This window comes from Achromobacter xylosoxidans, from assembly GCF_014490035.1.
In the GTDB taxonomy this organism is placed as follows: domain Bacteria; phylum Pseudomonadota; class Gammaproteobacteria; order Burkholderiales; family Burkholderiaceae_B; genus Achromobacter; species Achromobacter bronchisepticus_A.
Genome location: NZ_CP061008.1, coordinates 3,855,725 through 3,869,264 on the forward strand (window position 1 = coordinate 3,855,725; position 13,540 = coordinate 3,869,264).

Here is a 13,540-nt window from a genome sequence, read left to right on the forward strand (position 1 = left end):
CCATAGCGCGCGGCACCCAGGCACAAGGGCTTTATGAGCATTATCGACAACCGCAAGGCCACGCACGACTATTTCATCGAAGACCGCTACGAGGCTGGCCTGGTGCTGCAAGGCTGGGAAGTCAAGGCGATCCGCGATGGCCGCGTGCAGCTCAAGGAAAGCTACGTCATCGTGCGCGACGGCGAGCTCTACCTGCTGGGCATGCACGTCAGCCCCCTGCCCACGGCCTCCACCCATATCCACCCCGACGCCATGCGCACGCGCAAGCTGCTGCTCAAGGCCGAGGAAATCAGCAAGCTCATCGGCAAGGTCGAGCAGCGCGGCTACACGCTGGTGCCGCTCAACCTGCACTACAAGAACGGGCGCATCAAGCTGGACTTCGCGCTGGGCCGCGGCAAGAAGCTGTTCGACAAGCGCGACACCGCGCGCGAAAAGGACTGGCAGCGCGAGAAAGAGCGCATCATGAAGCACGACACCCGCGCGCCGCGCAAAGGCAAGGACGACTGATCAGGCGGCCTCGGGCAGCATCTGGCGCTCGGCATCCTGCCCCGGTCCCGTGATGCGGTTGCGCCCGGCCGACTTGGACCTATACAGCTTGCGGTCGGCCCGCTCGAAAAACGCCTGCAGGCTCTCTCCGGGCATCCAGTCCGCCACCCCGGCGCTGAACGTATAGGACATGGTGCTGCCGCCGTGCGCACAAGGCGTGCGCCGCACCGAATCCAGCAGCCGCTCCGCCACATCCAGCACGGCATCGCTGCGCATATCCGGAAACAGCACCGCAAACTCCTCGCCGCCCACGCGTCCGACATGATCGCCGGTGCGCAGCGTGGCGGTCGCCAGCAGGCCGAAATGGCGCAGCACCGCATCGCCGGCCGCGTGGCCATGGGTGTCGTTGATACGCTTGAAATGGTCGATGTCCAGCAACAGCAGCGTCAGCGGCCGCCGCGTGCGCAGCGCCTGGGCGCAATAGCGCTCGGCCTGCAGCCACCAGGCCTTGCGCGACATCAGGCCAGTCAGGAAGTCGGTGCTGGCCTCCTGTTCGCGGTCGGCCAGCATGCGGTCGTGGATGATCATGATGGTGCCCAGGGTCAGGCATGGCATCGTCAGCACGCCCAGCGTCATGAATGCGATGTTCCAGGCCGAGGGCAGCAACAGGGCCTGCGCGATGGCGATGTCGAACATGTAGACGACGGCCCGCGTCGCGCACACCAGCGCCGAGATCAGGGCCACCACGCACACGAAATGGTAGCTGTAGCGGGACCGGTTCATCGGCATGCCGCGCCTGACCGTCATGGCGATGGCCACCATGAACCCGAACATCAGCCAGGACATGACCACCATGCGCGGCCCGATCTGAGGATCGATGTAGGTGTAGTACGCCAGCGCCAGCAGCGTGGCACAGGACACCAGCGCCATCAGGCGCTTGGGCACGGTCAGGCCGACCAGGCGGCGCAATCCGGTGTAATAGGCACAGAGGGCCAGGGCAACGGCGGTGTTCGCCGCCATCACCGACACCCATAGCGGCGCCTCGGTGATCTGGAAGGCGTAGAGCCCGAACGCCGCCAGCGTCAGCAGGTTGGCGCGTATCGTCTCCTTGATGCCGGCCATGCCGCTGCGGGCCAGCGACCCCAGCACGCACAGCGCAAGCACTCCCGCCAATGCTGCTATCAAAAGCAAGTTAACGGGAGCGATCATCGTCAGGCGCCGCCGGGCGCGGTTATCAGCTGTTGCGAGTGGACTTCACGATGGTCATGGCGGAGGCGATCATGCCGCCCACGTCCGCCAGGTTCGCCGGCAGGATCAAGGTGTTGCCTTCCTTGGCGACATTGCCGAAGGCCTCGACGTAGCGCTCGGCGACCTTCAGGTTCACCGCTTCCATGCCGCCCGGCTGGCGCACGGAGTCCGCCACCTGGGTGATGGCCTTGGCGGTGGCCTCGGCAATCGCCAGCACCGCGGCGGCCTCGCCCTGGGCCTGGTTGATCTGAGCCTGCTTCTCGCCTTCGGAACGGGCGATGGCGGCTTCGCGCTCGCCGGTAGCGATGTTGATCTGTTCCTGGCGACGGCCTTCCGAGGCCGCGATCAGCGCGCGCTTCTCACGCTCGGCGGTGATCTGCGCCTGCATCGCGCGCAGGATCTCGTTGGGCGGGGTCAAGTCCTTGATCTCGTAGCGCAGCACCTTCACGCCCCAGTTCAGCGCCGCCTCGTCCAGCGAAGAAACGATGTTGCTGTTGATGGAGTCGCGCTCTTCAAAGGTGCGGTCCAGTTCCATCTTGCCGATGACCGAACGCAGGGTCGTCTGCGCCAGCTGCGTGATGGCCGAGATGTAATTGGACGAACCATAAGACGCGCGCATCGGATCAGTCACCTGGAAATACAGCACGCCGTCGACCTGCAGCTGCGTGTTGTCGCGCGTGATGCAGACCTGGCTGGGCACGTCCAGAGGGATTTCCTTGAGCGAGTGCTTGTACGACACGCGTTCGATGAACGGAATGACGAAGCCCGCGCCGGGCGACAGGACCCGGTCGAACTTGCCCAGCCGCTCGACCACCCAGGCGTGCTGCTGAGGCACGATGGCGATCGACTTGATGACTATCAGTATCGCCAGCGCGACGATGACGAGCAGGACGATGGTGGATGTATCAATCATCATGATTCGGAGCCTCTCCTTCTGGTAAATAGGTGCACGGGCGCCGCGCGGAACTGGCGCGGGCGCTGTTTAGGCGGAGCCGGGCTTGCCCTTGGGGGTCAGAACCAGAGTCGAACCGCGCATTTCCGTAATGGTCTGTTCGCCCGCGACCGGCGCATGCCCCCGCGCCAGTTCCGCGTGCCAATGCGCGCCGCGATACCAGACGCGCGCGGTCCCCTGGCCGGACCAGGCCTCGACCGACACCGTCTGGCCGATGTCCAGATTGACGTCGGCATTGCGGGCGGAATTGACCTCGCGCTTTTTCAACACGCGGGTCTTGCGCAGCACCAGCAGCCCCAGCAGCAATACGATGCCGCAGCCCAGCAATTGCCACTCCAGGCCGGCGCCGAACCAGGCGGCCACGCCCCCGGCAGCCAGCCCCAGGGCCACCAGCAGCAGATAGAAAGTGCCGGTCGCCAATTCCCCGATCAGGGCCAGCGCGGCCAGTCCCAGCCAAATCCACATAGTCTTCGTTCGCCCGAAAGGATGAGTCTCTGAGCGCGATTGTACGTATTTCCGGGACGGAACGGAAAAGCGGCTTTCATCATGGATCCGGGCGCTGGATTATGATGTGCGCTGGCGGTGGATCCCCCCCTGGAACCCGGCGCCCGCATCCTTTACGCACTAGCCCCCAATGACCGCTGCAATACCCACCGTTCTCCCCGTTCTGATCCTGCACACCGGCGATCCGGACGACACGCTCAAAAGCCAGTTCGGCGGCTATGCCGAACAACTCGCGCAGGCCGCCGGCCTGACCGCCGAGGCCATGGAAATCGTGCCCGTCCACGAGGGCAAGCGGCCGCAGGCTCCCGCCCGCTATCGCGCCGCGCTGATCACGGGTTCGCCTGCCATGGTGACCGACAAGGAACCCTGGAGCGAGGACACCGCCGCCTGGCTGCGCGAAGCCGCCGCAACCGGCCTGCCCATGTTCGGCGTCTGCTACGGCCATCAGTTGCTGGCCTACGCGCTGGGCGGCAAGGTCGGCTACAACCCCGCCGGGCGCGAAGTCGGCACCCAGACCGTTGAGCTGCTGCCGCCCGCCGCTGGCGACAAGCTGCTGGCCGGACTGCCGTCCACCTTCCCCGCCCAGATGCTGCATGCGCAGACCGTGCTGCAACCCCCGCCCGGCGCCGCCGTGCTGGCGCGCTCGGACCTGGACGAACATCAGATGATCCGCATCGGCCGCAACGTGTTCTCGACCCAGTTCCATCCCGAATTCGGCCCTGACTTCATCCGCGCCCATCTGGAACGCTTCGGCCGTCGCTACGCGGCTGAAAACCTGGACGTCCCGGGGCTGTCCGCCAACGTCCGCGCCACGCCCGTCGCGGGCGGCCTGCTGCGGCGCTTTCTGGACGCCTACGCCCCCGCGTAGCGCCCTGCGCGGCCCCCGCGCAATATACGGAGTGCGGCGGCGGCAGGCTTTTGAGACGATGGGTCCAAGCGCGCGAATCCACGCGCAACAGGAGCTTTTTCATGAACCAAGCCGCCGCCCTGAGCAAACAGCACGCCGCCGCCGTCGAACGCGCCTGCCGCGCCCTGGAAGCCGAGCAGCCGCCGGATCTGTCCACCCTGGCCGAACAGGCCGGCATGAGCCGCTTCCATTTCCACCGCGTCTTCAAGGCGGCCACCGGCATCACTCCCAAGGCCTACGCCGACGCCCTGCGCGCCAGCCGCGCCCGCCAGCATCTCAAACAAAGCGCCAGCGTCACGGACGCCATGTACGACGCCGGCTTCAATTCCAGCGGCCGCTTCTACGAAGCCGCCCCCGCCATCCTGGGCATGACGCCCACCGCCTTTCGCAAGAGCGGCGAGGGCGTGGATATCCGCTTCGCGGTGGCGCAATGCTCCCTGGGCGCGCTGCTGGTGGCGGCCAGCGACACCGGCATCTGCGAGATCGCGCTGCACGAAGACCCGGAACAACTGGTGCGCAACCTGCAGGACCGCTTCAAGGCCGCCCGCCTGATCGGCGCGGACTCGCAGTTCGAAGGCTGGGTGGCGGCCGTGGTGGGCTTCGTCGAAGACCCCTCCCGCGGCCTGGACCTGCCCTTGGACGTACGCGGCACGGCCTTCCAGCGCCAGGTATGGCAAGCCCTGCGCGAGATCCCCGTGGGTGAAACCGCCACCTACACCGATATCGCCGAACGCATAGGCTCGCCGCGAGCCGTGCGCGCCGTGGCCCGCGCCTGCGCCACCAACAACATCGCGCTGGCCATCCCCTGCCACCGGGTGGTGCGCACCGACGGCTCGCTGGCCGGCTACCGCTGGGGCATAGACCGCAAGCGCGAATTGATTGCGCGCGAAGCGCTGGCGGCATAGTCCTTTCCCGCTTGCACGCGTAAAAAAACCCCGCGCCCTTGCAGGCGCGGGGTTTTCACATCAGCAAGCCGATCAGTTCTTGGCCAGACGCTGCCAGGTATCGACAACGGTATCCGGGTTGAGCGACATCGACAGGATGCCCTCTTCCTTCAGCCATTGCGCGAAGTCCGGGTGGTCGCTGGGGCCTTGGCCGCAGATGCCCACGTACTTGTTGGCGGCCAGGCAAGCCTTGATCGCGCGGCGCAGCATGAACTTCACGGCCTCGTCGCGTTCGTCGAAATCGGCAGCCAGCAGTTCCATGCCCGAATCGCGGTCCAGGCCCAGCGTCAGCTGGGTCATGTCGTTCGAACCGATCGAGAAGCCGTCGAAGTACTGCAGGAACTCGTCGGCCAGGATGGCGTTGGACGGCACTTCGCACATCATGATGAGCTTCAGGCCGTTTTCGCCGCGCGCCAAGCCGTGCTTGGCGAGCAGGTCCACCACCTTGGCCGCCTGGCCCAGGGTGCGCACGAAGGGCACCATGATCTCGACGTTGGTCAGGCCCATTTCATCGCGCACCTTCTTCAGCGCTTCGCATTCCATGCGGAAGCACTCGGCGAAGTCCTCGGCGATGTAGCGCGACGCGCCGCGGAAGCCCAGCATGGGGTTCTCTTCCTCGGGCTCGTAGCGCGAACCGCCGACCAGCTTGCGGTACTCGTTGGACTTGAAGTCCGACATGCGCACGATGACGGGCTTGGGGTAGAAGGCAGCGGCGATGGTCGCCACGCCTTCTGCCATCTTCTCGACGAAGAAGGCGCGCGGGCTGGCGTGGCCGCGAGCGGCCGATTCCACGGCTTTCTTCAGTTCGCCATCGACGTTCGGATAGTCCAGCACCGCCTTGGGGTGGATGCCGATGTTGTTGTTGATGATGAATTCCAGGCGGGCCAGACCCACGCCGCCGTTGGGGATCTGGGCGAAGTCGAAAGCCAGCTGCGGGTTGCCCACGTTCATCATGATCTTCAGATCGATGGGGGGCATGTCGCCGCGGCGCACTTCTTCCACTTCGGTTTCGATCAGGCCGTCATAGATGCGGCCTTCGTCGCCCTCGGCGCAAGACACGGTCACGGCCTGGCCTTCCTTCAGGAGGTCGGTCGCGTTGCCGCAGCCCACGACTGCCGGAATGCCCAGCTCGCGCGCGATGATCGCCGCGTGGCAGGTGCGGCCGCCGCGGTTGGTGACGATGGCGGAAGCGCGCTTCATCACGGGTTCCCAGTTGGGATCCGTCATGTCGGTGACCAGCACGTCGCCCGGCTGGACCTTGTCCATGTCGGAGATGTCGCCGACCACGCGCACCGGACCCGCGCCGATCTTCTGGCCGATCGCGCGGCCGGTGATCAGGACCTGGCCGGTGGCCTTCAGGCGGTAGCGCTGCTGCACGTCGTTGACGCCCTGCTGCGACTTCACGGTTTCCGGACGCGCCTGCAGGATGTAGATCTTGCCGTCGATGCCGTCGCGGCCCCACTCGATGTCCATCGGGCGGCCGTAGTGCTTTTCAATGATGACGGCGTAGCGGGCCAGTTCGTTGACCTCGTCGTCGGTCAGCGAGTAGCGGTTGCGTTCGGACACCGGCACGTCGACCGTGCGCACGGCGCGGCCTTCGGGACGCTCGGGATCGAACTCCATCTTGATCAGCTTGGAGCCGATGCGGCGGCCCACGATCGGGTAGTGGCCCTGGGCCAGCGTCGGCTTGAAGACGTAGAACTCGTCGGGGTTGACCGCGCCCTGCACCACGGTTTCGCCCAGGCCGTAGGACGAGGTGATGAACACCACATCCTGGAAGCCCGATTCGGTGTCGATGGTGAACATGACGCCGGCGCTGCCCTTGTCGGAACGCACCATGCGCTGGATGCCGGCCGACAGCGCGACGTCGGCGTGGGCGTAGCCCTTGTGCACGCGATAGGAAATGGCGCGGTCGTTGTACAGCGACGCGAACACGTGGCGGATCTTGTCCAGCACGTCGTCGATGCCGACGACGTTCAGGAAGGTTTCCTGCTGGCCGGCGAACGAGGCGTCGGGCAGGTCTTCGGCGGTGGCGGAGGAGCGCACGGCGAACGAACCCTTGCCATCAGCGTCGAGCTTGGCAAAGGCGGTACGGATCTGCGATTCGAACTCGGGCGAGAACGGCGCGTCGATGATCCATTGACGGATCTGCGAGCCGGCATTGGCCAGTTCGCGCACGTCTTCGGGGTTCAGCGTGGTCAGACGTTCGGCGATGCGCTTGTCCAGGCCGGAGGCCTTGAGGAAGTCGCGGAAAGCATCAGCGGTCGTGGCAAAGCCGCCCGGCACGCGGACACCCGCGCCAGACAGCTGGCTGATCATTTCGCCTAGTGATGCGTTCTTGCCTCCTACCGAGTCCACGTCCGTCATGCGGAGCTGCTCGAACAAAACAACGTACGACATTGAAGTCACCTTTTACAATGGAATGAAAGCGAGTTTGGTCAATGCATCAGGAAGCTGGATCACAGTCGGATCACAGCCCCAATTTACGCGCTGACCAAACTGGCCTTGGACCGCCCTTGGGGTGACTTATAGGGGCCTGATTGTACTCGGTGGAGTGCGTCCGGCCATCTGCCTGGTTGGAATTTTTTACACATGACATCTACCCCGATCATACGCACGGTATACATCGTTTCCGACAGTACCGGCATCACCGCAGAAACCTTCAGCCAGTCAGTGCTCTCACAGTTTGAAGAGGTCAATTTCAAGCCTGTCCGCCTGCCCTTCGTCGACACGCTGGAAAAGGCCGCGGAAGTGGCCATGCGGATCGACCGCAGCGCCCTGGAGGCCGGCGTTCCCCCGATCGTGTTCAGCACCCTGGTCAATCCGGACATCCTGGCGCGCGTTCGCCAAGCGAACGGGGTTTTCCTGGACCTGTTCGGCACCTTCGTCAGCCATATCGAGCAGGCGCTGGGCCTGAAGTCCAGCCATTCCATCGGCCGCTCGCACATGCAGGCCAACTCGGAAAAGTACCGCAACCGCATCGACGCCATCAACTTCAGCCTGGCGCATGACGACGGCCAGTTCGTGAACCAGCTGGACCAGGCGGACGTGATCCTGGTCGGCGTGTCGCGCTGCGGCAAGACGCCCACCAGCCTGTATCTGGCCATGCAATACGCCATCAAGGCGGCCAATTTCCCCCTGACGCCGGACGATTTCGAGCGCGGCACCCTGCCCTCCACCATCGCCCCGCACCGCGGCAAGCTGTTCGGCCTGTCGATCCAGCCCGAACGGCTGGCCGAAGTCCGCAACGAGCGCCGCCCCAACAGCCGCTATGCGCAGCTGGAGCAATGCCGCTACGAAGTGGCCGAGGCCGAACGCATGATGCGCCGCGAGGGCATTTCCTGGCTGTCCAGCACCACCAAATCGATCGAGGAGATCGCCACGACGGTGTTGCAGGAAGTGGGCCTGGACCGGGGCTGAAAACGACAAGGGCGCGCCCATGGCGCGCCCTTCCTTGCAGCGTAGTCCGGATCAGGGACGCAGCTTGACGCGTTCGCGCGAGCCGGCGCCCCAGTACTTCAGCGGCCCCATCTCCTGCTGGGCGGTCGCCTCCGAGTCTTCCAGGCGCATATCCTGGCGGCCCATGTTGGACGAATTGCCGCTCACGCCTTCGATGCTCAAGCGCACGTAACGGGTCTGGCCCGGGGCCAGCGTGAACGACAGTTGCTCGTCGTCGCGCAACGTGTCGACCACGTACTTGCCGGCAGGCCGGTTCACATAGAAGAAGCTGCCCGGCTTGGAACGGCCGACCTTCAGACCGTTCACGCGCAGGTACGGCTGGGCCGACACCACGCCAACCGGCGCCGGCGGCTGGTAGAAGTAGATGCGCCCGGTTTCCGGCACCATCACGGGGATGGTGCTGGCGACATCCTTGTACCGGGGACCGCCGCAACCCGCCAACAAGGCCGCGCCCAGCACGGCGGCAGCCACCATCTTGAACCTGCGCTTCATTCCGTCTTCTCCGATGTGCCAGCCCCACAGGCCATCAGCTCGATGGATCCCGCGAGAAAGTATATGAATAAGTCTAAAACCTACATATTGTAATTTTACTCATAGCGCAGCGGCTCTCGCTCGCGCCGTCCGGCGCCCCAGTAACGCAGGTCCGACATCGCCTGCACAGCTACGTCAGCGGAGGCCTCCAGCCGCAGAACCTGCCTGCCGCCCGCAACATCCACGCGCACGTATTGGGTCTGCCCGCCGGCCAGGGGAACCTTGAGCGCGTCCTTGCGCTCCTTGCGGTCGGTGGCGGTGATGACTTCCACCTCGCCGGGCGCGCGGTCCACGAAGAAGAAACGGCCGGATTTGGAGCGGCCGACCTTGCGGCCGTCGACCAGGATCGCGGGCTGCGCGACCTTGTCGCCATTGGGCGTTGCGGGCTGGTAGAAGTAAATCCGGCCTTCGGCAGCCTCCAGCGCCGGGATGCGGTCCGCCACATCGCCATACCGGGGGCCGGCGCAAGCGGAAAGCAACACCGCCGCGCCCAGCGCGGCAAGACTCGATTTGATCCAGCTTTTCATGTCCCGTCCTTGATCGGATCCTGGCCTCGAGGCGCGGCTCAAGACCGCCCGGCTCAGGCAAACGGGGCAGTATAAACAGGGGACGGTGCCTGCAATCGGCGGAAAAGCGGCGAAACGATGGCCAGATCGGCGTTCAGTCCAGCTTGCCGCGCAAGGCTTGGCGCCGCTGCTCGAAGAGGCAGATCGCGGCTGCGGCGCCCACATTGAGCGATTCCACCGCCGCCATGTCGTGCGGTATGCGCACCTTGAGGCGCGCCGCGGAAAGCAGTTCCGCGGCCACGCCCTGGCCTTCGTGACCGAATACCCAGGCGCAGCGTTGCGGCAACGCGTCCTCGTACAGGTCGCGCGCGCCATCCAGCGCGGTCGCCACCAGCGGCACCCTCAATCTGGGCAGCAAGGCAGCCAGATCGACGTGTTCGTGGATGGCCAAGGCGAAATGGGCGCCCTGGCCGCTGCGCAACACCTTGGGCGACCAGGCCGCGGCCGTGCCCGTCGCCAGGAAGACGCGCTTCACGCCCGCCGCCGCGCAGGTGCGCAGCAGCGTGCCGACATTGCCGGGATCCTGGATGCGGTCGAACAGCACGCAGTTTTCGTCCACCGCATCCGGCAGGTCCAGGACGGGCGGCGTCACCTGAAAAGCCACGCCCTGCCCGCTTTCCACGGCCGCCAGGGACTGCATCAGCCGCGCGTCCAAGGCCAGGCAGTCGCGGTCCGGCACCGCGGCCGCAAGCGCCGCGATGTCGGGCTGGGACAGGCGCTCCACGTCGAAGATCGCCTGATCGGGCGCGCCGTGATGCTGCAGCCACGCCTGGCACAGGTGCACGCCTTCCAGCAGCACCGGCGCGCCGCGCTTGCCCGCCGTGCCGGCCAGCTTGGCCAGCGCCTTGACTGCGGGATTGTCGCGAGAACTGATGTGCTTCATGGATTCAGGCCGAAGGCCTTGATGGGTGCGAAGCTGCGCCGGTGCTCGGCGCATGGGCCGTGCTCGCGCAGCATCTCCAGATGCAGCGGGGTGCCGTAACCCTTGTGCTGATCGAAGGCATATTGGGGATACAGGGCATGCAGGCGCAGCAGGTCCGCGTCGCGCGCGGTCTTGGCAAGAATGGAAGCCGCGGAAATCGCGGGCACCAGCGCATCGCCCTTGATGACGGTCTGCACGGTGCAGCCCAGCTTGGGAGCCTGGTTGCCGTCCACCAGCGCCAACTGCGGCATGGTGGCGAGGCCCTGCACCGCACGCTGCATCGCCAGCATCGTGGCGCGCAGGATGTTCATGCTGTCGATCTCGGCCACGCTGGCGCTGGCGATGCACCAGGCCAGCGCGAATTCCTGGATTTCGAGCGCCAGCGCCTCGCGCGTGGCAGCCTTGAGCACCTTGGAATCCGCCAGCCCGGCGATCGGTCGGGCGGGATCCAGGATGACGGCCGCGGCGTACACGGCGCCCGCCAGCGGGCCGCGGCCCGCCTCGTCCACGCCTGCCGTAATCATGGCAGGCTGCTCGGGCGCCACGAACAGGTCAGGCTGCTCCACCGGCCACCTCCAGGATCGCCTGCGCAGCCAGCGCGGGCGTGTCGCGCAGCAGCTCCTGATGCAGGGCGGTAAAGCGGGCTTCGATGCGCGCCCTGCCCGCGTCGTCGGTCAGGGACGTCCAGGTCGCCTCCGCGAGTTTCTCGGGCGTGGCATCGTCCTGCAGCAGCTCAGGCACGGCGAAATCGCGCAGCAGCACGTTCGGCAGGCCCACCCAGGGCAGATAGGGACGCTGCTGGCCGGACTTCCAGGCCATGATGCGGCGCATCCAGGGCGACAGCACGTAGGAAATCACCATGGGCCGCTTGTACAGCGCCGTTTCCAGCGTGGCCGTGCCGCTGGCCACCAGCACCGCCGTGGCCGCTTCCATGACGGACCAGGCGACGGGTGCCTGGCGCTCTCCGCCCTCGCCGTGCAGATCATTCGCGGTGACGCAGCGCAGCCCCGGTACGGGGTACTGGGCCAGAATGGACTGGAACTCCGCGCGCCGCTGGTCGTTGACCATGGGGACGACGCATTGCAGGGCCGGGTCCTTTTTCTGCAGGATCTGCGCGGCTTGCAGGAAGCGCGGCGCCAGCAGACGGATCTCGGACGAGCGGCTGCCCGGCAGGATCGCCAGCACGCGCGCATTCTGGTCGATGCCCAGGCGCGCGCGCGCCGCGGCGCGATCCGGCTGCATGGGCACGGCCCCGGCCAGCGGATGGCCCACATAAGTGACCGGAATCCCTTCCTTGCGGTAGATCTCTTCCTCGAACGGGAACAGCACCAGCATGTGCGATACCGACTCGCGGATCTTGTGGATGCGCTCATAGCGCCAGGCCCAGATCGACGGCCCAACGAAGTGCACCGTGGGCGTGCCTGCCTGGCGTAGCTGGTGCTCCAGCCGCAGATTGAAGTCCGGCGCGTCGATGCCGACGAACACGGCGGGCGGCTCCGCCAGCCAGCGCCGCTTGACGTCGCGATAGGTGCCAAGCAGGCTGGGCAGGCGCTTGAGCGCGTCGACATAGCCGAAAACGGTCAAGGCATGCATGGGGTGCCAGGTATCGAAACCATGGGCCTGCATCTGCGGCCCGCCGATACCCTCGCAGCGTACGCTGGCGTCGCGCGCTTGCAGACCGGCAATGATGCGACCAGCCAGCAGGTCGCCCGAAGGCTCGCCGGCCACCATGCCGATCCGAGCGTTCATGGGCGGATGATGCCGCGGCTTGCGACGTCCAGGAAGTCGAGCAGGGTCTGCAGGTGCGGGGCCACCTCGGGCTCCGCCTCTTGGCGGGCGCGCAGTTCAGCCCGCGCCGCGTCCAGGGACAGGCCACGGCGGTAGATGATCTTGTAGGCGTCGCGCAGCGCCGAAATGTCGGCGGCCGTAAAGCCGCGGCGCTTCAGCCCTTCGACGTTGACGCCCACCGGACGGCACGGATTGCCCGCGGCCAGCACGAACGGCGGCGTATCCTGCATCAGGGAGCTGTTGCCGCCCGTCATGCTGTGCGCGCCGATGCGCGAAAACTGGTGCACGCCGGTCAGGCCGCCCACGATGGCCCAATCGCCAACATGGACGTGGCCGCCCAGTTGCACCGAATTGGCCAGGATGGTGTTGCTGCCGATGTGGCAATCGTGTGCAACGTGCACGTACGCCATGACCCAGTTGTCGTCGGCAATCGTCGTGACGCCGCCGTCCTGCACGGTGCCCGTGTTGAGCGTGACGAATTCCCGGAACGTATTGCGGTCGCCGATTTCCAGGCGGGTAGGCTCGCCCTGGTACTTCTTGTCCTGCGGCATGCCGCCAATCGAGCAGTACCGATAGAAACGGTTGTCGCGCCCGATGGTCGTCACCCCGTCCACCATGCAGTACGGGCCGATCTCGGTGCCCGCGCCTATGGTCACGTTGGGACCGATGGTCGCGAACGGACCGACCACGACGGTCGGGTCGAGCTTTGCCGCCGGATCAACGACGGCGGTGGGGTGAATGTTTCCTGCCATTTACTCTTCCAGGCTGCGAATCGCGCACATCAGCTTGGCCGAAGCGACTTCCTGGCCATCCACCGTCGCGCGCGCTTGGTACTTACAGATGCTGCGGCTCAGGCGTTCGGCTTCGACCTCGATGCGCAACTGGTCGCCCGGCACCACGGGGCGGCGGAAACGCGCGCCGTCGATGCCGACCAGGTAATACGCGGTCTTGGAACCTTCACACTTCAGCCCGCCATTCTCGTCGGTGAACGAGAACAGGGCGGAGGCCTGAGCCATGGCTTCCACGATGAGCACACCCGGCATCACCGGGTGGTGCGGGAAATGGCCGTTGAAAAACGGTTCATTGATCGAGACGTTCTTGATGGCCACGATGGACTTGCCAGGCACCATTTCGACGACGCGGTCAATCAGCAGCATCGGATAACGATGCGGCAGTCTCTCCATGATCCCCTTGATGTCGAGTTCCATTTTTCTATGCTTTCCTGCGAAGTAA

At 65.8% G+C, this 13,540-nt stretch carries 15 protein-coding genes; 4 read left to right on the forward strand and 11 right to left on the reverse strand.

What is annotated here, in order from left to right; translation table 11 throughout:
* Positions 1 to 33 precede the first annotated feature (33 nt).
* Positions 34 to 507, forward strand: coding sequence for an SsrA-binding protein SmpB (gene smpB / locus IAG39_RS17915; protein WP_059380331.1), 474 nt, complete (start codon positions 34 to 36; stop codon positions 505 to 507).
* Here smpB and IAG39_RS17920 read toward each other — a convergent pair whose 3' ends face one another.
* The 3 genes from IAG39_RS17920 to IAG39_RS17930 form a co-directional block, all read right to left on the reverse strand.
* Positions 508 to 1,695: a GGDEF domain-containing protein gene (locus tag IAG39_RS17920; RefSeq protein WP_118933675.1), complete on the reverse strand. Its 1,188-nt coding sequence runs from the start codon at positions 1,693 to 1,695 to the stop codon at positions 508 to 510.
* Between the two features lie 25 nt (positions 1,696 to 1,720).
* Positions 1,721 to 2,647, reverse strand: coding sequence for an SPFH domain-containing protein (locus IAG39_RS17925; RefSeq protein WP_059380386.1), 927 nt, complete (start codon positions 2,645 to 2,647; stop codon positions 1,721 to 1,723).
* 69 nt (positions 2,648 to 2,716) lie between these two features.
* On the reverse strand, positions 2,717 to 3,151 hold the full coding sequence (locus IAG39_RS17930) for an NfeD family protein (protein WP_059380333.1): 435 nt from the start codon (positions 3,149 to 3,151) through the stop codon (positions 2,717 to 2,719).
* 169 nt (positions 3,152 to 3,320) lie between these two features.
* Between IAG39_RS17930 and IAG39_RS17935 the strand changes: the two genes are divergently transcribed.
* Both IAG39_RS17935 and IAG39_RS17940 read left to right on the forward strand, forming a co-directional pair.
* Positions 3,321 to 4,058: a glutamine amidotransferase gene (locus IAG39_RS17935; protein ID WP_059380334.1), complete on the forward strand. Its 738-nt coding sequence runs from the start codon at positions 3,321 to 3,323 to the stop codon at positions 4,056 to 4,058.
* Between the two features lie 101 nt (positions 4,059 to 4,159).
* Positions 4,160 to 5,002, forward strand: coding sequence for a bifunctional transcriptional activator/DNA repair enzyme AdaA (locus IAG39_RS17940; protein WP_118933674.1), 843 nt, complete (start codon positions 4,160 to 4,162; stop codon positions 5,000 to 5,002).
* Between the two features lie 72 nt (positions 5,003 to 5,074).
* Here IAG39_RS17940 and ppsA read toward each other — a convergent pair whose 3' ends face one another.
* Positions 5,075 to 7,441 carry a phosphoenolpyruvate synthase gene (ppsA, locus tag IAG39_RS17945; protein WP_059380336.1) on the reverse strand — a complete coding sequence of 789 codons (2,367 nt, stop codon included), beginning with the start codon at positions 7,439 to 7,441 and terminating at the stop codon, positions 5,075 to 5,077.
* 192 nt (positions 7,442 to 7,633) lie between these two features.
* Here ppsA and IAG39_RS17950 point away from each other — a divergent pair, with 192 nt between their 5' ends.
* A complete protein-coding gene (locus IAG39_RS17950) occupies positions 7,634 to 8,461 on the forward strand; it encodes a pyruvate, water dikinase regulatory protein (RefSeq protein WP_059380337.1) in 828 nt (275 codons plus the stop codon).
* Positions 8,462 to 8,512: 51 nt separating this feature from the next.
* Here IAG39_RS17950 and IAG39_RS17955 read toward each other — a convergent pair whose 3' ends face one another.
* From IAG39_RS17955 to fabZ, 7 genes are all read right to left on the reverse strand, one after another.
* Complete coding sequence (locus tag IAG39_RS17955) at positions 8,513 to 8,992, reverse strand: DUF2846 domain-containing protein (protein ID WP_118933673.1); 480 nt, start codon at positions 8,990 to 8,992, stop codon at positions 8,513 to 8,515.
* Positions 8,993 to 9,087: 95 nt separating this feature from the next.
* Positions 9,088 to 9,558, reverse strand: coding sequence for a DUF2846 domain-containing protein (locus IAG39_RS17960; protein ID WP_059380339.1), 471 nt, complete (start codon positions 9,556 to 9,558; stop codon positions 9,088 to 9,090).
* A 133-nt stretch (positions 9,559 to 9,691) separates the two neighbouring features.
* Positions 9,692 to 10,480, reverse strand: a complete 789-nt coding sequence (locus IAG39_RS17965; RefSeq protein ID WP_118933672.1) for a TrmH family RNA methyltransferase — start codon at positions 10,478 to 10,480, stop codon at positions 9,692 to 9,694.
* On the reverse strand, positions 10,477 to 11,085 hold the full coding sequence (gene rnhB, locus IAG39_RS17970) for a ribonuclease HII (RefSeq protein WP_118933671.1): 609 nt from the start codon (positions 11,083 to 11,085) through the stop codon (positions 10,477 to 10,479). The genes IAG39_RS17965 and rnhB overlap by 4 nt, the downstream gene beginning before the upstream one ends.
* On the reverse strand, positions 11,072 to 12,268 hold the full coding sequence (lpxB, locus tag IAG39_RS17975; protein WP_059380342.1) for a lipid-A-disaccharide synthase: 1,197 nt from the start codon (positions 12,266 to 12,268) through the stop codon (positions 11,072 to 11,074). Before lpxB ends, rnhB begins: the two co-directional genes overlap by 14 nt.
* Positions 12,265 to 13,059, reverse strand: coding sequence for an acyl-ACP--UDP-N-acetylglucosamine O-acyltransferase (lpxA, locus tag IAG39_RS17980; RefSeq protein WP_118933670.1), 795 nt, complete (start codon positions 13,057 to 13,059; stop codon positions 12,265 to 12,267). Before lpxA ends, lpxB begins: the two co-directional genes overlap by 4 nt.
* Positions 13,060 to 13,515, reverse strand: a complete 456-nt coding sequence (gene fabZ, locus IAG39_RS17985) for a 3-hydroxyacyl-ACP dehydratase FabZ (protein ID WP_008167730.1) — start codon at positions 13,513 to 13,515, stop codon at positions 13,060 to 13,062.
* Positions 13,516 to 13,540 lie beyond the last annotated feature (25 nt).